Raw genomic sequence first — 18,611 nt, forward strand, 5'->3', positions numbered from 1 at the left:
TAACTATGGTCGCGCTGACGATCATCATCGGCGGAGCGGTTCTCGTCGTGCTCATCGTCGCCGCGGTGCGCGCCCTGCGACGCGCGTCGCGCCGGATCGACGACATCGTCCGCGAGGAGCTGGATCCCGAGGACGGCGACACCCCTGACTGATCGCGATGTCGGTCTGTGTCAACGTATTCGGTATACCGACGTCCGGATCGGACCGTCGCGCCACTGGTCATACCGGGGTGGAAGATCACCGTGCGTCACGTCATCTGCCCGGTGCGCCGGAGGCGTTCCTCGGGCAGAGTGGGCACATGGCAAATCAGGCACAGATCGGTGTCACCGGGCTTGCGGTCATGGGCCGCAACCTTGCCCGCAACCTCGCTCGGAACGGCTTCTCCGTCGCACTGCACAACCGCACGTCCGCCCGCACCAGGACCCTCGTCGAGGAGCACGGGGACGAGGGCGTGTTCGTGCCGACCGAGACCGTCGAGGAGTTCGTCGCCGCGCTGGAGCGGCCGCGGCGCGTCGTGATCATGGTGAAGGCCGGCGGCCCCACCGACGCGGTGATCGAGGAGCTCGTCCCGCTGCTGGACGAGGGTGACATCGTCATCGACTGCGGCAACGCGCACTTCGCCGACACCAGGCGGCGCGAGGCCGAGCTGCGCGAGCACGGCCTGCACTTCGTCGGCGCCGGCGTGTCCGGCGGCGAGGAGGGCGCGCTGCTCGGCCCGAGCATCATGCCGGGTGGCTCGAAGGAGTCCTACGCGACGCTCGGCCCCATGTTCGAGAAGATCGCCGCGCAGGTCGACGGCACCCCGTGCTGCACGCACGTCGGCCCGGACGGCGCGGGTCACTTCGTCAAGATGGTGCACAACGGCATCGAGTACGCCGACATGCAGCTCATCGCCGAGGCGTACCACCTGCTGCGTGACGGGCTGGGTGCGTCGCCGAAGGAGCTGGCGGAGATCTTCGCCGAGTGGAACTCCGGCGACCTCGAGTCGTTCCTCATCGAGATCACCGCCGAGGTGCTCGGGCACGTCGACGCTGCGACCGGGAACGCGTTCGTGGACGTCGTGGTCGACCAGGCCGAGCAGAAGGGCACCGGCCGCTGGACCGTGCAGACCGCGCTGGACCTGGGCGTTCCCGTCACGGGCATCGCCGAGGCCACGTTCGCGCGGGCACTGTCGGCACACCCCGACCAGCGTGCGGCGGCCCAGCAGGCGCTGCCGGGGCCGGGCTCGGTGCCGCAGGTCGACCGCGATACGTTCGTCGACGACGTGCGCAAGGCGCTGTACGCCTCGAAGGTGGTCGCCTACGCCCAGGGCTACGACCAGATGGCGGCGGCGAGCGCCGAGTACGACTGGGACATCGACCTCGGTGCCATGGCGACGATCTGGCGTGGCGGCTGCATCATCCGCGCGCGGTTCCTCGACCGGATCAAGGAGGCGTACGCGAGCGAGCGGCCTGCGTCGCTGCTGGTCGCGCCGTACTTCCGGGACGCGGTCGCGGACGGCCAGGAGGCGTGGCGGCGGATCGTGGCCCACGCCGCGCAGGCAGGCATCCCGACGCCCGCGTTCTCCTCGTCGCTCGCGTACTACGACGGGCTGCGCGCCGAGCGCCTGCCCGCGTCGCTGATCCAGGGCCTGCGGGACCTCTTCGGCGCGCACACCTACAAGCGGGTCGACCGCGAGGGCACGTTCCACACCATGTGGGGCGAGGACAGGCGTGAAGTAGAGGCGTGATCCAGACCCTCGCCGTCGAGAACTACCGGTCGCTGCGCAGGCTCGTGCTGCCCCTGTCACCGCTGACCGTGGTGACGGGGGCCAACGGTGCGGGCAAGTCGAGCCTGTACCGGGCGCTGCGGCTGCTGGGCGACGCGTCCCGCGACGGGGTCATCGCGGCGCTCGCACGGGAGGGCGGGCTCAGCTCGACGCTGTGGGCGGGTCCCGAGCAGGGCGCGCGGAAGGGCCGACCGGTGCAGGGCACGGTCCGCACCCGGCCGGTCGAGCTGCGTCTCGGCTTCGGCGGCGACGAGTACGGCTACGCACTCGACTTCGGTCTGCCCCGGCGCGGCGAGACGATGTTCAACCCGGACCCGGAGTTCAAGCGCGAGGCGCTGTGGTCCGGTCCGGTGCTGCGGCCCGCCACGCTGCTGGCGGAACGGTCGGGCGAGGTCGTGCGTGCGCGTGGTGAGGACGGGGCGTGGGGGCCGCAGGTGCGCCTCCGGCTGACCGACTCGATTACATGGCCTCGCTCCGCTCGGCGTTCGCGGGCCTGTTCCCGGTGTCTTCCCTCCCTGCGCTGCTCGGCGAGGTCGCTTCGCTCCCGGCGCCTGCGCTGCTCGCTCAGTCCAGACACCGGCGGCCCGCTCCGGCTGAGCGAGCTGGCGGAGCCGGAGGTCCTGCTGCTGCGCGACCGCATGCGCTCGTGGCGGTTCTACGACCAGTTCCGCACCGACCGCGACGCGCCCGCGCGGCAGCCCACGATCGGCACCCGCACGCCCGTGCTCGGCCACGAGGGCGCCGACCTGCCCGCCGCGCTGCAGACGATCCGCGAGGTCGGTGCGGCCGACGACCTCGACGACGCCGTGTCGGACGCCTTTCCCGGCGCCCGCGTGCAGGTGGTGGACCACGACGGCCGCTTCGGGCTGCGGTTCCACCAGCACGGCCTGCTGCGCCCGCTGGACGCCGCCGAGCTGTCCGACGGGACGCTGCGGTACCTGCTGTGGGTGGCCGCCCTGCTCACGCCACGGCCGCCGGAGCTGCTGGTGCTGAACGAGCCGGAGACGAGCCTGCATCCCGACCTGCTGCCGCCGCTCGCGAACCTGGTCATGGCCGCGCCGGCACGCAGTCAGATCGTGGTGGTGACGCACTCGGCCGTCTTGGTCGGCGCGCTGACCAAGGCGAGCGTGTTGACGCTGGTCAAGGAGCTGAGCACCACGGTGGTCGAGGGCCAGGGGCGGCTGGACCAGCCGTCGTGGCACTGGCCGGAGCGCTGAGCCCTACGACGGCGGGGGGTACTGGAGCGTCGGCGGGACGACGGGAGGGGGTGGCGTGCGGCCCCGCCACCACATCAGCAGGATGAACCCGCCGACGAGCAGTCCGGCAAGTGACGCCCCCACGACCATCAGGGTGGCCTTGGTGGCCTCGCTGCCCGTCGTGGGGAGGCCGTCCGGGCGGTCGCCGAACTTCTTCTTCAGGTCGCCTTCGGTCTCGGTCAGGGTCTGGGTCCCGTTGATCGTGACCCGCACCTTGTCGAACGAGGCGTCGTACTTGCGCCACACGATCTCGGCGATCTCGTCCGCGTCACCGCTGGTCACCTCGGTGCCGGTCGCCGTAGTCGTGTCGACCGCGACCACGGTCTGTCCGCTCGTCGACTCGACGTGGAGGCTCGCGAACGCGTAGCCGGCGTCCTGGATGTCGTTACTCACCGCGACCAGGTTGGTGACCGTGCTGCAGCCCGCCAACGCGAGCACGGCGAGGACCATCACGGTGGCGACGGCTCTCGACATCGTGCCCTCCTGTAGTGGCGGATGCGAATTATTACGCGAGGAGAGCGGTGCTGGTTCTTTGGTGGGAAGCTCATGGCGTGTCGCACGAGCCCCGATCGTGTCCGGCTGGAACATATTGCATTCATGCGCATGTGACTATAAATTGAGGTCATGGGACACGGACACGGGCACGTGACCAGCGCGTCCGGTCGGCACGCCGGCCGGCTGGTGGCGACGTTCGTCATCACCGCGTCGTTCATGGTCGTCGAGATCGCCACGGGGGTGGCCACCGGCTCGCTCGCGCTGTTGTCCGACGGTGCGCACATGGTCACCGACGTCCTCGGGGTCGGCCTCGCGCTGGCCGCGATCCTCGCCGCGCGCCGGGCACACCGCCAGCCCGGGCGGACGTTCGGGCTCTACCGGGCCGAGGTGCTGGCCGCGCTCGCCAACGCCGTGCTGCTGTTCGGCGTGGCCGCGTACGTGCTGTACGAGGCCGTCACGCGGTTCTCGTCGCCGCCGGACGTGCCGGGCACGCCGGTCGTGGTCGTGTCGCTGCTCGGCCTCGCCGCGAACGTGGTGGCGTTCGTGCTGCTGCGGGAGGGCGCGGCGGAGAGCCTGAACCTGCGTGGCGCGTACCTGGAGGTCGTCGCCGACATGGTCGGGTCGGTCGGCGTGCTGGTGTCGGGGCTGGTCACGCTCGTGTTCGGCTGGCGGTACGCGGACCCGGTCATCGGTGTCGCGATCGGGGTGTTCGTGCTGCCCAGGACGTGGACGCTGGCGAAGCGCTCACTGCGGATCCTGTTCCAGCACGCGCCGGAGCGGGTGGACGTCGCCGCGCTGACGGGGGCGTTGGGGCGTCTTCCCGGTGTCGGCGAGGTGCATGACGTGCACGTGTGGACGCTGACGTCGGGCATGGAGGTCGCGTCGGCGCACCTGACGGTCGACCCCGGCTGTGACCAGTCGGCGATCCTGGCCGCGGCCCGCGCGCTGCTGGCCGAGGAGTACCAGCTGGAGCATGCGACGTTGCAGGTCGAGACGGGTGTGGCCGCCGTGTCCTGCCGGCAGCTGCACTGGTAGCGCCCCGCCGATCGCCAACCGCGGTGGCGCGAGCCGAGCGTTAGGAAGGCGTCCTTCAGTGCGTTGGGGCGGGGGAGCTAGGAGGCCGGTAGTGGCTTCGCGCCCCGCTGGGCCAGGAGCGTCTTCATCTGGTTGGACTCCGAGTCCTGGCTCTGGACGATCTTGCTGGCCAGGTTGCGGACGTAGCCCTTCGAGGCGTGCTGGGCCGCGTACTCGGCCATCTCCCTGCCGCCCTGGTGGTGGCGGAGCATCAGCTGCAGGAACATCACGTCCAGCTCGGCCCCGGACGCCTTGCGGAGCCGGTTCAGCTCGTCGGTCGACGCCATGCCCGGCATCCGCTGGACGGCACCGGTGGTCTTCCCGCCCTCGCCGTTGCTGTGCGAGTGGGTGCCGCCCTCGCTCATCCACTCCATGTGGCCGGCACCCGGCGCGGGCAGGGACGGCTGCACCCACACCGTCAGCCAGCCCGCCATCTCGCTCGCCTGGGACAGCTGCGTCGACTCGATGTCGAACGCGATGCCACGCAGCATCGGGTCGTCGGTGCGGTCCCGCTCGATCCCCGCCATGGTCACGGCCTGCAGGTGGTGCATGCGCATGTCCTGCGCGAAGCCGACGTCGACCGACTCCGCGCTGGGCGCCGCCTCGTCACCACCGGTGCGGAACGTGCTGATCATCATGCCGATCGCGGCACCGACGACCAGCATCGCGACCATGCCCGCGACGAGGATCAGGTTGCGGGTGCGCTGGTCGGTCACTGGCTGGGCTGGGTGGCCGGCGCGCTGGCACCGTCAGAAGCGGGCGGGGTGGCACCGTCGGAGGCGGGCGGGGTCGCGCCGTCAGAAGCGGGCGGGGTCGCGCCGCCGGTGGGCGACATGCCGCTCTGCTCCTCGGCCGCCGCGTCCTGTGCGCCCTTGCCGTCCATGGTCACCGTGTTCGGGTCCTTGGGGTCCGGCTTCTCGGCCACGAACGGCGGCGGGTTGGTCACGTCGAACCCGGTGTCCTGGGTGTCGCAGCGGCCGCCCGGCTCGGGGTTCTGGTACTGGTTCTCCCGCAGCGACTTGATGAACTCGTCGATGCGCGGGTCGTCGGCCTTCGACAGCTTCAGCTGGTGGCCCCACGACTGCAGCGAGATCGGCTTGTCGAGGTTCGGCCACGGCGACATCAGCATGTACGGCTGGCCCTCGACCTTGGCGCGAAGTGCGTTGAGGTCCTTGCCCTTGATCTTGTCCGGGTTGTACGCGATCCACACGGAGCCGTGCTCGAGCGCGTGGACCATGTTCTCCGTGCGGACGGCCTTCGGGTAGACCGTGCCCTGGCAGTCGGCCCAGACACCGTCGTGCGGGCCGCCGAGCGGCGGGCTGTGGTCGTAGGCCACGCGCTGCGTCGCCTGGACGTGCTGACCGGCCTCGTACTTCTCGCGGAAGACGCCCTCGATGTTCGTCGACGGGTCCTGGTTGTCCTCGGAGACGACCCACTTCTCCTTGTCGTGGACCGTCATCAACGCGTAGGTGAAGACCCCGGCCGCGAGGGCCACGATCGCGATGAGCCCGATGATCATGCCCCACGGCTTGGCCTTGCGTGCCGAGCCGACGGCGGAGGAACGCCGGGCCTTGTTGACGCTGCCGCTCTTGCCCTTGGGCGTGTTCGCGCCCTTGCTCTTCGTTCCGCTGGCCATGCCGGTGTCGGTCCTCGTCTCGGAATACAGGGAGTCTCCGACGGGTCAGTGTAGAGACGCGGTGTCAGGTGAGCGTCAACAGAGGGTGGTTAGGGGCCTACGGGGGCGGCACCGGGGCCGGGCGGGGTCGGGTCGAACGGCGGCGGGTTGGTCGGGTCGAAGCCGGTGTTCTGCGAGTCGCAGCGGGCGCCGGGCTCCGGCGCCGTGTAGGGGTTCTCCCGCAGTGCCTGCACGAACTGGTCGATCCGCTCGTCGTCGGCGTCGGTCAGCTTGAGCTGGTGGCCCCACGCCTGCAGCGACACCGGCGCGTCGAGGCCGGGGTAGGGCGAGAGCATCATGTACGGCACGCCGTCGACCCGGTCGGCGAGTTCGCGCAGGTCGCCGCCCTTGACCGCGTCGGGGTCGTAGGCGATCCACACGGCGCCGTGCTCGAGCGCGTGGACCATGTTCTCGTTGCGGACGGCCTTCGGGTAGACCGTGCCCTGGCAGTCCGCCCAGACGACGTCGTGCCTGCCGCCGTCCGGCGGGGCCTTCGTGTACGCCACCCGAACGGTCGGCTCGACGTGCAGTGCGGCCGCGTAGTCGGTGACGACCACACCCTCGATGTCCTTCGCGGGGTCCTCGTCGTCCTCACTCGGGGTGAAGCCCGACTGCGCGCTCGACGACGCCGTCGCTTCCTCGTCCGCGGCGTCGGAGGAGGGGCCTCGGGACACGTCGCAGCCCGTGAGGACGACGGCCGCGAGCACGGCGATGGCCGCCATGCGGCCTGCTGGGAATTCGATGGCGTGCTCCAGGTGTGACAGGGACCCTCTGAATATGGCCGAGGCGACTCTATCGGGCCCGCAACCGATACCTAGACTTCCCGGGGTGACTCCCGCAGCACTTGCCGACCTGGTCCGCGCCGTCGCAGTCGACGTGCTCACCGGCCGAGACCTGGACACCGCCGCGCTCCCCGCGGCCGCGACCGTCGAGCGACCGAGAAACCCGGACCACGGCGACTACGCGACCAACCTCGCGCTGCAGGTCGCGAAGAAGCTCGGCGTGCCGCCGCGTGACCTCGCCGGCTGGCTGGCCGAGGCGCTGACGGGCCGCGACGGCATCTCGGCGGCGGACGTCGCGGGCCCGGGGTTCATCAACCTGCGGATCGCCGCGGACGCGCAGGGTGACATCGTCCGGCAGGTGCTGACCCAGGGCGAGACGTACGGCCACGGCGACCTCATGGCGGGCCGCAGGATCAACCTGGAGTTCGTCTCCGCCAACCCGACCGGCCCGCTGCACCTCGGCGGCACCCGCTGGGCGGCGGTCGGCGACGCGCTCGGGCGCGTGCTCACCGCGCAGGGCGGCGAGGTCACCCGTGAGTACTACTTCAACGACGCGGGTGCCCAGATCGACCGGTTCGTCCGGTCGCTCCTCGCCGCGGCCAGGGGGGAGGCGCCGCCGGAGGACGGCTACGCGGGCTCCTACCTGTCGGACGTGGCGGCCGAGGTGCTGCGCAGGGAGCCGAGCGCGCTCTCGCTGCCGGACGAGGAGCGGGCCGAGCTGTTCCGTGAGATCGGCGTCAACCTCATGTTCGACGAGATCAAGCAGGACCTGCACAACTTCCGCACCGACTTCGACGTGTACTTCCACGAGGACTCGCTGCACAAGTCCGGCTCGGTCGAGAAGCTCGTCGAGCAGCTCAAGGAGAAGGGGCACCTCTACTTCGAGGACAACGCCTGGTGGCTGCGCACGACCGAGTTCGGCGACGACAAGGACCGGGTGGTCATCAAGAGCGACGGCGCGCCCGCCTACATCGCCGGTGACATCGCCTACTTCCACGACAAGCGCGCACGCGGGTTCGACCTGTGCATCTACATGCTCGGCGCGGACCACCACGGCTACATCGCCAGGCTCAAGGCGGCGGCAGCGGCGCTGGAGGACGACCCGGACACCGTCGAGGTCCTCATCGGGCAGATGGTGAACCTGGTCAGCGACGGCAAGCCGATGCGGATGAGCAAGCGCTCCGGCACGATCGTCACGATGAACGACCTCGTCGACTCGGTCGGGGTCGACGCGGCGCGGTACGCGCTGACCAGGTCCTCGGCGAACGCGACGATCGACATCGACCTCGACCTGTGGTCGCGGCGCACCAACGACAACCCGGTGTTCTACGTCCAGTACGCGCACGCACGGCTGGCCTCGCTCGCCCGCAACGCCGCCGAGCTGGGGCTCGCGGTGCCCGGCAAGGACACCGCGCTGGACCTCGACCTGCTCGACCACCCGCGCGAGGGCGACCTCATCCGCACCATCGGCGAGTACCCGGAGATCCTGCACAAGGCCGCCGACCTGCGCGAGCCGCACCGGATCGCCCGCTACCTCGAGGAACTGGCGAGCGCATACCACAAGTTCTACGACGCCTGCCGCATCCTGCCCATGGGCGACGAGGAGGCAGGCCCGCTGCACACCGCGCGGCTCGCGCTGTGCGAGGCGACCCGCCAGCTGCTCGCCAACGGCCTCGGCCTGCTGGGTGTCGACGCCCCGGAGAGGATGTAGGTCCATGAGGGCGCATCCCGCAGGTCCCCGACACGCGGAAGTTCTTCTGCCGAGCAACACCGCAGGACCGCGACCGTCCACACCGGACGAGCTGGACCGGCTGCTGCCGGAAGTGTGGCCCCGCAACGCATCCCGTGACGACGAGGGGGTGGCGCGGCTCGCGGGCGTCGACGTCCGCGAGCTGGCGCGGGAGTTCGGCACGCCGCTGTTCGTGGTGGACGAGGACGACTTCCGGTCCCGCTGCCGCGACCACGCGCGTGCCTTCGGCGACCCGGCACTCGTGCACTACGCGGCCAAGGCGTTCCTGTCCGTGCAGATCGCGCGGTGGGTGGCCGAGGAGGGCCTCTCGCTGGACGTGTGCAGCGGCGGCGAGCTGGCGATCGCGTTGCGCGCGGAGTTCCCGCCGGAGCGGATCACGTTGCACGGCAACAACAAGTCGGTCGACGAGCTGACCGCGGCGGTCGAGGCCGGGGTCGGCGCGGTCGTGCTCGACTCGTTCTTCGAGATCGCGCGGCTCGACCGGATCGCCCGCGACCGCGGCGTCACGCAGAACGTGCTGGTGCGCGTGACGGTCGGCGTCGAGGCACACACGCACGAGTACATCGCGACCGCGCACGAGGACCAGAAGTTCGGCTTCTCGCTGGCGGGTGGCGCCTCGGCCGAGGCGGTGCGCCGGGTGCTGCGCTCGCCGGGGCTGCGGCTCGTCGGGCTGCACAGCCACATCGGCTCGCAGATCTTCGACGCCAACGCGTTCGAGCTGTCCGCGCACCGCGTGATCGGCCTGCTCGCCGAGCTGCACAAGGAACACGGCGACGACGCCATGGCCTCGGTGACCACCGTGGACCTCGGCGGCGGCCTCGGCATCGCCTACACGGCCGACGACGACCCGCCGCCGCCCGGCTGGCTCGCCGAGCAGCTGCGCACCATCGTGTCCAAGGAGTCCGAGCAGGCGGGCCTGCCGATGCCGAGGATCGCCGTCGAGCCGGGCCGCGCGATCGTCGGGCCGGGCACGGTGACGCTCTACGAGGTGGGCACGACCAAGGACGTCGAGCTGGGTCACGGGGCGGCGCGCCGGTACGTCAGCGTCGACGGCGGCATGAGCGACAACATCCGCACCGCGCTGTACGACGCGCTGTACGACTGCAGGCTCGTGTCGCGGTCGAGCGGCGAGGGGGAGCGCGGCACCGAGGCGACCCTGTCACGCGTGGTCGGCAAGCACTGCGAGTCCGGCGACGTGGTCGTGCGGGACTGCTGGCTGCCGGACAACCTCGCGCCCGGCGACCTGGTCGCGGTCGCCGCGACGGGTGCGTACTGCTATGCGATGGCCAGCTCCTACAACAGGTTGGTGCGTCCCGCGGTCGTCGCCGTCCGCGGCGGCGAGGCCCGTCTGCTGCTGCGCAGGGAGACCCTCGACGACCTGCTGCGCCTGGAGGTCGGTCCGTGAAGGAGGGTCGAAAGCCCGTCCGGGTGGCCATGCTCGGCCGTGGCACCGTCGGCGCACAGGTGATGCGGCTGCTCGACTCGCAGGCGGACGACCTCGCGGCACGTGTCGGCGCGCCCATCGAGCTGGCCGGCGTCGCGGTACGCAGGCCCAACCGCCATCCGGACGTGCCGAGCCACCTGCTCACCACCGACGCCGAGGCGCTCGTCCGGTCCGATGTGGACATCGTGGTCGAGGTCGTCGGCGGTATCGAGCCGGTGCGCGGGCTGCTCGTGACCGCACTGCGCAGCGGGAAGTCGGTCGTCACCGCCAACAAGGCGCTGCTCGCCGAGCACGCGGCCGACCTGTTCGCCGCGGCCGAGTCCGCCGGTGCGGACCTCTACTTCGAGGCGGCCGTCGCGGGCGCGATCCCTTTGGTGCGACCACTTCGGGAGTCGCTCGCCGGTGACCGCATCAACCGGGTGATGGGGATCGTCAACGGCACCACCAACTTCATCCTGTCCGCGATGGACGCGACCGGCGCGAGCTACGCGGAGACCCTCGACGAGGCGGCCAGGCTCGGCTACGCGGAGGCGGACCCGACGGCCGACGTCGACGGCTATGACGCCGCGTCGAAGGCGGCCATCCTCGCCTCGATCGCCTTCCACACCAGGGTGACCGCCGCCGACGTGTACCGCGAGGGCATCGCCGCGGTCACCCCTGCCGACATCGCCGCGGCGAAAACCCTTGGCAGGACCATCAAACTGCTCGCGATCTGCGAGCGCATCCACGACAGCGTCGCGGTGCGCGTGCACCCGGCGATGATCCCGCGCACGCACCCGCTCGCGAGTGTCGGCGGCGCGTACAACGCGGTCTTCGTCGAGGCCGACGCGGCCGGCTCGCTCATGTTCTACGGCCAGGGCGCCGGTGGCGCGCCGACGGCCAGCGCGGTGCTCGGCGACCTGGTCGCCGTGGCACGCAACAAGGTCAGCGGCGGCAGGGGCCCGGGGGAGTCGTCCTACGCCGAGCTGTCCGTCCAGCCGATCGCCCAGGTGAACACCCGCTACCACGTCAGCCTCGACGTGGCCGACCGCGCGGGCGTGCTGTCGTCGGTGGCCTCGGTGTTCGCCGACCACGACGTGAGCATCGCCGCCGTGAGCCAGCAGGGCCGCGGCACCGACGCGAGTCTCGTGATCGTCACACACTCCGCGCCGGACGAGGCGCTTCGGTCCACAGTGGACAAAGTGGCCGGCATGCCGTCGGTGCACGAGGTCGCCAGCGTCATGCGCGTCGAAGGAGAATGATCATGACTGTCGAGGCTTCTCCCGGCGTGCAGCCAGGGTGGCCGGGTGTCATCGCGGCCTACGCGGGCCGGATCGAGCTGCCCGACGGCGCGGTCCCGGTCACGCTGCACGAGGGCGGCACGCCGCTGGTCGCGGCACCGCACCTGTCCGAGCTGTCCGGCTGCCGCGTGTACCTCAAGGTCGAGGGCGCCAACCCGACCGGCTCGTTCAAGGACCGCGGCATGACCGTGGCCATGACCTACGCCCTCGCGTCCGGTGTGGCCGGCGTGATCTGCGCGTCCACCGGCAACACGTCGGCCTCGGCCGCCGCGTACGCCGCGCGTGCCGGCCTGAACTGCGCGGTCCTCGTGCCGAGCGGCAAGATCGCGAAGGGCAAGCTCGCCCAGGCGGTCGTCTACGGCGCGCGGATCCTGCAGGTCGACGGCAACTTCGACGACTGCCTCGAGCTGGCCCGCAAGACCTCGACGGAGTACCCGATCGAGCTGGTCAACTCCGTCAACCCGGTGCGGCTGGTCGGCCAGCAGAGCGCCGCGTGGGAGGTCTGCGACGTGCTCGGCCGCGCCCCGGACATCCACTGCCTGCCGGTGGGCAACGCGGGCAACATCACCGCCTACTGGAGCGGGTACCGCGCCTACGCCCGCGACGGCGTGATCGCCGCTCTGCCCAGGATGTTCGGCTTCCAGGCCGCCGGCGCGGCACCGCTCGTGCACGGCTCGCCGGTCAAGAACCCGGACACCATCGCGACCGCCATCCGCGTTGGCGACCCGGCGTCGTGGACCGGCGCGATCAGCGCCCGCGACGAGTCGAACGGCCTCATCGACGCCGTCACCGACGACCAGATCCTGGCCGCCTACCACCTGCTCGCCCGCCGCGAGGGTGTCTTCGTCGAGCCCGCGTCGGCCACGAGCATCGCCGGCCTGCTGGTCACGGCCGCCGACGGCCGTATCCCGGCGGGCTCGGTCGTGGTGTGCACGGTCACCGGCCACGGCCTCAAGGACCCGGACACCGTGCTGGCGGAGATGCCCGAGGTGGAGGCCATCCCCGTCGAGCCGCACGCGGTCGCGGCAGCACTCGAACTGGCATGACCGACTCCGTCCAGGTCCGGGTGCCCGCGTCCACCGCCAACCTGGGCCCCGGCTTCGACGCGCTCGGCATGGCGCTGGACCTGCACGACACCGTCGAGGTGGCCGTGACCAGCGGTTCTCTCGACGTCGTCGTCACCGGCGAGTGCGCGAGCGAGGTGCCGACCGACGAGTCCCACCTGGTCGTGCGCGCGTTGCGGACGGCCCTCGACTTCCTCGGCGTCGAGGTGCCCGGCGTGTCGCTGCGCTGCCACAACGCGATCCCGCACGCCAGGGGCCTCGGCTCGTCGGCTGCCGCGATCGTCGCGGGGGTCGCCGCCGCGTACGGGCTGGCCGGCAAGCCCCTCGACGAGCACGCGCTGCAGCTCGCCGCCGAGTTCGAGGGGCACGCCGACAACGCGGCTGCCTCGCTGTACGGCGGGCTGGTGCTGGCCTGGTCGGAAGGGTCGAGGTTCCGCGCGGTGCGGCTCGAACCGCACCAGGACGTGTCTCCCGTCGTGCTCGTTCCCGACAGCCGGTCCACGACGTCGGTCACACGCGGGTTGCTTCCCGACAACATTCCGCACAGGGACGCCGCGTTCGCCGCGGGCCGCTGCGCCCTCACGGTGCACGCGCTGACCACCAGGCCTGACCTGTTGCTGACCGCGACGGAGGACCGGCTCCACCAGGAGTATCGCGCGAGTGCCTGGCCCGCCACTATGCGAATGGTGCGTGAACTCCGGGAAAACGGTGTGCCGGCAATGGTTTCCGGCGCCGGTCCGACCGTGTTCGCCGTGCCGGCAGGCGGTGTCCTGCCCGCCGGGCTCGACACGGCGGGCTTCACCGTGCGGCCACTGGCGATCGCCCGAACGGGCACGACGATCGAGGCGAACGGAACAAACAGCAGGTAGCGAACGTTGTCGAGATTAGCCACGCCGACACCCCGGTTGTTGCACCCGGACAGGTGTGCGTCTACCCTCAGGGGCGTTCAGTCACCGCGCGTACGGGCGCCCGGTGTCGTTCCCGGGGTTTCTTTCCTCGGGTCGCATCTTCCGTTCAGTCGGCGACTCGGCCTTGTTTTCGGGGTTGGAGTCGGCGATGACGGATACCGAAAGCCGTCCGAAAGCTGCGGGGAGGAACGCTCCGCGTTGGCGAGGCCGCGGAGCACGCCGTCTCTGTTCAACGAACGGCGGTCCGCTGGTTCACGGGTCCACCTCAGGAGGCGGGGACCTGGTCAGGAAGGACATGAGTGAGCAACACTGATCTGCTGGGCAGTGACACTGCCAATGGCACGGTCGCCGACGCCAATGCGGCCGAAAACACAGCGCGCGCGAGCGCGAACGGGGGTACCAAGCGTCGTGCCGGTTTGACCGGCATGGTCCTGGCGGAGCTGCGGGAGCTCGCCGGCCAGCTCGGCATCACCGGCACTGCCGGGATGCGAAAGGGTGACCTCATCGCCGCCATCAAGGAGCGGCAGTCCGGGAGTGCGGCCAAGTCGGCCGCGAAGGCGACTTCCGACACGCTTCCTCTCGGCATCGACGACTCACCCAGGAAGGCCAAGGTCGAGGCAGCCGCACCCGTCGCGGAGCCCAAGGCCGAACAGCCCGTCGAGCAGCTGGACGCCGGTTCTGACGACGGTGGCCGCCGCGACGGCAACCGTCGCCGTCGCAGCGCGAGCCGCTCGGCAGGCGCGCCGGACCAGGACGCCAAGCAGCAGCGTCCCGAGGAGCGGCCGGCAGCGGCGGACGACAGGCCGCAGGGTGGCGACAAGCGCGAGGACCGGGGCGGCCGCGACCGTGGCGAGCGCACCGGTGACCGCTCTGGCGAGCGTGGCAACGACCGCAACAGCGACCGGAACAACGATCGCAGGAACGGCCGGAACCAGGACCGCAACCAGGACCGCAACCAGGAGGGTCGCGGCGACCAGCGCAACAGCAGGCCGGTCAACAACGACGTGGACGATGACGACGACGAGGACGGTGGTCGCCGTCGCGGTCGCCGGTTCCGCGATCGCCGTCGCCGGGGCAGCAGCAGCGGCACCGGCAGTGGTGGCCGCAGCGACAACCCGGACACCGAGGTGCGCGACGACGACGTCCTGCTGCCGGTCGCCGGTGTGCTCGACGTGCTGGAGAACTACGCGTTCGTGCGTACCTCCGGCTACCTCGCGGGCCCGAACGACGTCTACGTGTCGCTGTCGCTGGTCCGCAAGTACGGCCTGCGTCGTGGTGACGCGATCACCGGCATGGTGCGCCAGCCGCGTGAGGGCGAGCAGCAGCGGCAGAAGTTCAACCCGCTGGTGCGTGTGGAGACGATCAACGGACTGGACCCGGACCAGGCGCGCAACCGCCCCGAGTTCACGAAGCTGACGCCGCTGTACCCGAACGAGCGTCTGCGCCTCGAGTCCGAGTCGCACATCCTCACGACCCGTGTCATCGACCTGGTGATGCCGGTCGGCAAGGGACAGCGCGCACTGATCGTCTCGCCGCCGAAGGCCGGTAAGACGTCGGTCCTGCAGGCCATCGCGAACGCGATCACGACGAACAACCCCGAGTGCTACCTGATGGTCGTGCTCGTGGACGAGCGTCCTGAAGAGGTCACCGACATGCAGCGGTCGGTGAAGGGTGAGGTCATCGCCTCGACCTTCGACCGTCCGCCCGGCGACCACACCACGGTGGCCGAGCTGTCGATCGAGCGGGCCAAGCGCCTGGTCGAGATGGGCCACGACGTCGTCGTGCTGCTCGACTCGATCACCCGCCTGGGCCGTGCGTACAACCTGGCGGCACCGGCGTCCGGCCGGATCCTGTCCGGTGGCGTCGACTCGACGGCGCTGTACCCGCCGAAGCGGTTCCTCGGCGCCGCGCGCAACATCGAAGACGGTGGCTCGCTGACCATCTTCGCCACCGCGCTGGTCGAGACCGGCTCTGCCGGTGACACGGTGATCTTCGAGGAGTTCAAGGGCACGGGTAACGCCGAGCTCGTCCTCGACCGCAAGATCGCCGACAAGCGCACGTTCCCGGCCGTCAACGTGGACGCCTCCAGCACCCGCAAGGAAGAGCTGCTGCTCTCGCCGGACGAGCTGGCGGTCACGGTCAAGCTGCGCCGTGTGCTGCACGCACTGGACAACCAGCAGGCCATCGACCTGCTGCTGACCCAGCTGCGCAAGACCCGCACCAACATCGAGTTCCTGATGCAGGTGGCGAAGAACACACCCTCGGTCAACGACGACTGAGCGCGCTCGGTCGCTCCTGCCGGCACAGGCACCCGATGGTGACCAGTGCCGGCAGGCTGACCGGGATCGCCACCAGGGTGGGCACGGTGACGCCGCCGACCAGCAGCCCGGTCACGAACAACGCGGCCGCGTAGCCGAGGCGCACGCACACCTGGCGAGACCTGGGCCACTCGGCGCCGACCCCGATGAGGGCGGTGACCGCCGCCGCGGAGCCGAACAGCGCGGGGGACAGGGTCACCTGCCACTCCGCGCCGAGCAGGATGCCGAGGAACGCGGTGACCCCGATCACCGCGTCCGCGAAGAGGATGGGCACGGCCAGCCACATGTGGAGTGGCAGCGGTCGGCCGGCGAGTTTGAGCACGTCAAGGAGTGTGCGACGACCTCGCCCGCCTTCGCGTCACCCAATCGGATTGGCTGGGGCCGGAGGACGCCGCCTCGCGTTGAGCGGTCGAAGCCGAAAGTCCCGGACGAAGGTCCCGGAATACCACGTTCCCGGGGCATGTTGGAACCACTGTCAGCCAGTCTGGCAGACTGTTAGGTCGAGTCCGGCTCCGGTTCACCCCAGGTACGGGGACCCGGCGGCCACCGAGAAAGGGCAAGATCTGTGAAGACCGGAATTCACCCCGAGTACGTCGTGACCGAGGTCAGCTGCGGGTGTGGGAACACGTTCACCACGCACAGCACCAAGAAGTCGGGCAGCATCCACGTCGAGGTCTGCTCGAACTGCCACCCGTTCTACACGGGCAAGCAGAAGATCCTGGACACCGGCGGCCGGGTCGCGCGCTTCGAGGCCCGCTACGGCAAGCGGGAGAAGAAGACCAAGTAGCTTCGTTCACGGCGTCCACCCCGAACCCGGGGTGGGCGCCGTTTTCATGTTTGCGGAAGTGCTCTGGAAGGACCCCTCGTGGACGCGTCATCACTCGGTGAGCTGCTCGGCGAGTACGACGAGCTGGAGAAGTCGCTCGCCGACCCCGCCGTGCACGGCGACCAGGCCCGTGCCCGCAAGCTGGGCAAACGCTACGCGGAGCTGACCCCGATCGTCCGCGCGTTCCGCGAGCTGGAGCGTGCCCAGGACGACCTGGCGACCGCGCGTGAGCTGGGCGCCGAGGACGAGGCGTTCGCCGAGGAGGCCGCCTCCCTGGAGGCCCGCGTGCCCGCGCTGGAGACCAAGCTCACCGAGCTGCTCCTGCCCCGCGACCCCCACGACGGCGACGACCTCATCATGGAGATCAAGTCCGGTGAGGGCGGCGACGAGTCGGCCCTGTTCGCCGGTGACCTCCTGCGCATGTACCTGCGTTACGCCGAGAAGCACGGCTGGCAGTCCGAGGTCCTCGACGGCACGGAGACCGAGCTCGGCGGCTACAAGGACGCGACGGTCACGATCCGCTCGAAGACCCCCGTCGCGGACGGCGTGTGGTCCCGCCTGAAGTTCGAGGGCGGCGTGCACCGGGTCCAGCGTGTGCCCGCGACGGAGTCGCAGGGCCGCATCCACACGTCGGCCGCGGGCGTGCTGGTGTACCCGGACATGCAGGACGCGGTCGAGGACGTGGAGATCCCGGAGAAGGACCTGCGCATCGACGTGTTCCGCTCGTCGGGCAAGGGTGGTCAGAGCGTCAACACCACCGACTCGGCCGTGCGGATCACCCACCTGCCCACGGGCATCGTGGTGTCCTGCCAGAACGAGCGCAGTCAGTTGCAGAACAAGACCCGCGCGATGCAGGTGCTCAGGGCCCGGATGGCCGCGCTCGCCGAGGAGGAGGCCGCGAAGCAGGCCGCCGACGCCCGCCGCAGCCAGGTCCGCACGGTGGACCGTTCCGAGCGCATCCGCACGTACAACTTCCCCGAGAACCGCATCTCCGACCACCGGGTGAACTACAAGTCGTACAACCTGGACCAGGTGCTCAACGGCGACCTGGACGGCGTGCTGGACGCACTGGCCACCGCGGACCGCGACGAGCGCCTCGCCGCGCACCAGAGCGCCTGACCTCCGTGAGCCGACAGCTCCTGCGCCTGGCCATCATGGAGGCGCAACGCGTCCTCGCCGAGGCGGGCGTCCCGTCCCCCCGGGCCGACGCCGAGCTGATCGCGGCCCACGTGCTCGACGTGCCCCGCGGCAAGCTCCTGCTGACGCCCATGGTGGACCGCGAGGTGGTGGACGCGATCGCGGGCCTCGTCCGGGAGCGCGCCAAGCGGGTCCCGCTGCAGCACCTGGTCGGCTGGGCGCCGTTCGGCCCGGTGACCGTCGATGTCGGACCCGGCGTGTTCGTGCCGCGCCCGGAGACCGAACAGCTGCTCACCTGGGGCCTGGAGTTCCTCGTGGACAGACCCGGCCCCGTCGTCGTGGACCTGTGCACTGGTTCGGGTGCGCTGGCGCTGGCGGTGGCGACGTCCCGTCCTGACGCGACCGTCCACGCCGTGGAGATCGACCCGACGGCGTTGGCGTGGGCACGCAGAAACCTCGGCGACACCACGGTCCGCCTGCACGCGGGTGACGTGACGGACCCGTCGCTGTTCGCCGAGCTGGACGGTTCCGTCGACCTCGTGCTGTGCAACCCGCCCTACGTGCCAGTCGACACGCCGGTGCCGCCGGAGGTGAGCGAGCACGACCCGTTCGGGGCGGTCTTCGCTGGTGCCGACGGCCTGTCGGTGATCAGGCCGGTGGTGACCCTCGCGGCCCGTCTGCTCCGCGTCGGCGGCGCGGTGGGCATGGAACACGACGACACCCACGCCGAGTCCGTCCCGGCCCTGCTGTCGGCCAGGAAGGTCCTCACCGGAGTCGAGGACCACGCCGACCTGGCCGGCCGCCCCCGGTTCGTGACCGCCCACCGCGCCTGAG

General features: G+C 70.7%; 18 protein-coding genes. 13 read left to right on the forward strand and 5 right to left on the reverse strand.

The features are described 5' to 3' along the window. The first annotated feature begins 5 nt into the window (after window positions 1–5). From CLV71_RS47615 to CLV71_RS13100, 3 genes are all read left to right on the forward strand, one after another. Window positions 6–152, forward strand: a complete 147-nt coding sequence (locus tag CLV71_RS47615; RefSeq protein WP_166664072.1) for a hypothetical protein — start codon at window positions 6–8, stop codon at window positions 150–152. A gap of 146 nt (window positions 153–298) precedes the next feature. Then, a complete protein-coding gene (gndA, locus tag CLV71_RS13095; protein WP_133902971.1) occupies window positions 299–1,729 on the forward strand; it encodes an NADP-dependent phosphogluconate dehydrogenase in 1,431 nt (476 codons plus the stop codon). Then, entirely contained in the window at window positions 1,726–2,985 is a 1,260-nt protein-coding gene (locus CLV71_RS13100) for an AAA family ATPase (RefSeq protein WP_133902972.1), read from the forward strand. Before gndA ends, CLV71_RS13100 begins: the two co-directional genes overlap by 4 nt. 3 nt (window positions 2,986–2,988) lie before the next feature. Here CLV71_RS13100 and CLV71_RS13105 read toward each other — a convergent pair whose 3' ends face one another. Continuing rightward, window positions 2,989–3,498, reverse strand: coding sequence for a hypothetical protein (locus CLV71_RS13105; RefSeq protein ID WP_133902973.1), 510 nt, complete (start codon window positions 3,496–3,498; stop codon window positions 2,989–2,991). A gap of 150 nt (window positions 3,499–3,648) precedes the next feature. On the opposite strand from CLV71_RS13105, the gene CLV71_RS13110 reads away from it, so the two are divergent. Then, complete coding sequence (locus CLV71_RS13110; RefSeq protein ID WP_133902974.1) at window positions 3,649–4,554, forward strand: cation diffusion facilitator family transporter; 906 nt, start codon at window positions 3,649–3,651, stop codon at window positions 4,552–4,554. Between the two features lie 77 nt (window positions 4,555–4,631). Here CLV71_RS13110 and CLV71_RS13115 read toward each other — a convergent pair whose 3' ends face one another. The 3 genes from CLV71_RS13115 to CLV71_RS13125 form a co-directional block, all read right to left on the reverse strand. Beyond that, window positions 4,632–5,309, reverse strand: coding sequence for a DUF305 domain-containing protein (locus CLV71_RS13115; protein WP_243866411.1), 678 nt, complete (start codon window positions 5,307–5,309; stop codon window positions 4,632–4,634). Then, on the reverse strand, window positions 5,306–6,229 hold the full coding sequence (locus CLV71_RS13120; protein WP_133902975.1) for a DUF3105 domain-containing protein: 924 nt from the start codon (window positions 6,227–6,229) through the stop codon (window positions 5,306–5,308). Before CLV71_RS13120 ends, CLV71_RS13115 begins: the two co-directional genes overlap by 4 nt. A gap of 89 nt (window positions 6,230–6,318) precedes the next feature. Continuing rightward, window positions 6,319–6,990, reverse strand: coding sequence for a DUF3105 domain-containing protein (locus CLV71_RS13125; RefSeq protein WP_133902976.1), 672 nt, complete (start codon window positions 6,988–6,990; stop codon window positions 6,319–6,321). A 106-nt stretch (window positions 6,991–7,096) separates the two neighbouring features. On the opposite strand from CLV71_RS13125, the gene argS reads away from it, so the two are divergent. From argS to rho, 6 genes are all read left to right on the forward strand, one after another. Continuing rightward, complete coding sequence (argS, locus tag CLV71_RS13130) at window positions 7,097–8,761, forward strand: arginine--tRNA ligase (RefSeq protein ID WP_133902977.1); 1,665 nt, start codon at window positions 7,097–7,099, stop codon at window positions 8,759–8,761. 4 nt (window positions 8,762–8,765) lie between these two features. Next, complete coding sequence (gene lysA / locus CLV71_RS13135) at window positions 8,766–10,205, forward strand: diaminopimelate decarboxylase (RefSeq protein WP_133902978.1); 1,440 nt, start codon at window positions 8,766–8,768, stop codon at window positions 10,203–10,205. After that, window positions 10,202–11,485, forward strand: a complete 1,284-nt coding sequence (locus CLV71_RS13140) for a homoserine dehydrogenase (RefSeq protein WP_133902979.1) — start codon at window positions 10,202–10,204, stop codon at window positions 11,483–11,485. Before lysA ends, CLV71_RS13140 begins: the two co-directional genes overlap by 4 nt. Window positions 11,486–11,487: 2 nt before the next feature. Beyond that, window positions 11,488–12,570 carry a threonine synthase gene (gene thrC / locus CLV71_RS13145; RefSeq protein ID WP_133902980.1) on the forward strand — a complete coding sequence of 361 codons (1,083 nt, stop codon included), beginning with the start codon at window positions 11,488–11,490 and terminating at the stop codon, window positions 12,568–12,570. After that, window positions 12,567–13,457, forward strand: a complete 891-nt coding sequence (thrB, locus tag CLV71_RS13150) for a homoserine kinase (protein WP_133902981.1) — start codon at window positions 12,567–12,569, stop codon at window positions 13,455–13,457. The genes thrC and thrB overlap by 4 nt, the downstream gene beginning before the upstream one ends. A gap of 338 nt (window positions 13,458–13,795) precedes the next feature. Next, window positions 13,796–15,775 carry a transcription termination factor Rho gene (rho, locus tag CLV71_RS13155; RefSeq protein WP_133902982.1) on the forward strand — a complete coding sequence of 660 codons (1,980 nt, stop codon included), beginning with the start codon at window positions 13,796–13,798 and terminating at the stop codon, window positions 15,773–15,775. On the opposite strand, the gene CLV71_RS13160 is transcribed toward rho, so the two are convergent. After that, window positions 15,762–16,136: a hypothetical protein gene (locus CLV71_RS13160; protein WP_133902983.1), complete on the reverse strand. Its 375-nt coding sequence runs from the start codon at window positions 16,134–16,136 to the stop codon at window positions 15,762–15,764. The genes rho and CLV71_RS13160 overlap by 14 nt on opposite strands. A 243-nt stretch (window positions 16,137–16,379) precedes the next feature. On the opposite strand from CLV71_RS13160, the gene rpmE reads away from it, so the two are divergent. The 3 genes from rpmE to prmC all read left to right on the forward strand — a co-directional run bounded on the left by rpmE (window position 16,380) and on the right by prmC (window position 18,610). After that, entirely contained in the window at window positions 16,380–16,601 is a 222-nt protein-coding gene (rpmE, locus tag CLV71_RS13165) for a 50S ribosomal protein L31 (RefSeq protein ID WP_133902984.1), read from the forward strand. A 78-nt stretch (window positions 16,602–16,679) separates the two neighbouring features. Next, window positions 16,680–17,759, forward strand: a complete 1,080-nt coding sequence (gene prfA / locus CLV71_RS13170) for a peptide chain release factor 1 (RefSeq protein WP_133902985.1) — start codon at window positions 16,680–16,682, stop codon at window positions 17,757–17,759. A 5-nt stretch (window positions 17,760–17,764) separates the two neighbouring features. Beyond that, the gene (prmC, locus tag CLV71_RS13175; protein ID WP_133902986.1) at window positions 17,765–18,610 is read left to right on the forward strand and encodes a peptide chain release factor N(5)-glutamine methyltransferase; all 846 of its coding nucleotides are present in this window, start codon (window positions 17,765–17,767) and stop codon (window positions 18,608–18,610) included. Window position 18,611: the final 1 nt, after the last annotated feature.

This window comes from Actinophytocola oryzae (assembly GCF_004364325.1).
In the GTDB taxonomy this organism is placed as follows: Bacteria; Actinomycetota; Actinomycetes; order Mycobacteriales; family Pseudonocardiaceae; genus Actinophytocola; species Actinophytocola oryzae.

Bases quoted from the DNA above. Each gene is read 5' to 3' on its own strand.
- thrC (WP_133902980.1), top strand. From the start codon at position 11,488: ATGACTGTCGAGGCTTCTCCCGGCGTGCAGCCAGGGTGGCCGGGTGTC.
- CLV71_RS13125 (WP_133902976.1), bottom strand. From the start codon at position 6,990: ATGGCGGCCATCGCCGTGCTCGCGGCCGTCGTCCTCACGGGCTGCGAC.
- thrB (WP_133902981.1), top strand. From the start codon at position 12,567: ATGACCGACTCCGTCCAGGTCCGGGTGCCCGCGTCCACCGCCAACCTG.
- CLV71_RS13120 (WP_133902975.1), bottom strand. From the start codon at position 6,229: ATGGCCAGCGGAACGAAGAGCAAGGGCGCGAACACGCCCAAGGGCAAG.
- gndA (WP_133902971.1), top strand. From the start codon at position 299: ATGGCAAATCAGGCACAGATCGGTGTCACCGGGCTTGCGGTCATGGGC.
- lysA (WP_133902978.1), top strand. From the start codon at position 8,766: ATGAGGGCGCATCCCGCAGGTCCCCGACACGCGGAAGTTCTTCTGCCG.
- CLV71_RS13110 (WP_133902974.1), top strand. From the start codon at position 3,649: ATGGGACACGGACACGGGCACGTGACCAGCGCGTCCGGTCGGCACGCC.
- CLV71_RS13105 (WP_133902973.1), bottom strand. From the start codon at position 3,498: ATGTCGAGAGCCGTCGCCACCGTGATGGTCCTCGCCGTGCTCGCGTTG.
- CLV71_RS47615 (WP_166664072.1), top strand. From the start codon at position 6: ATGGTCGCGCTGACGATCATCATCGGCGGAGCGGTTCTCGTCGTGCTC.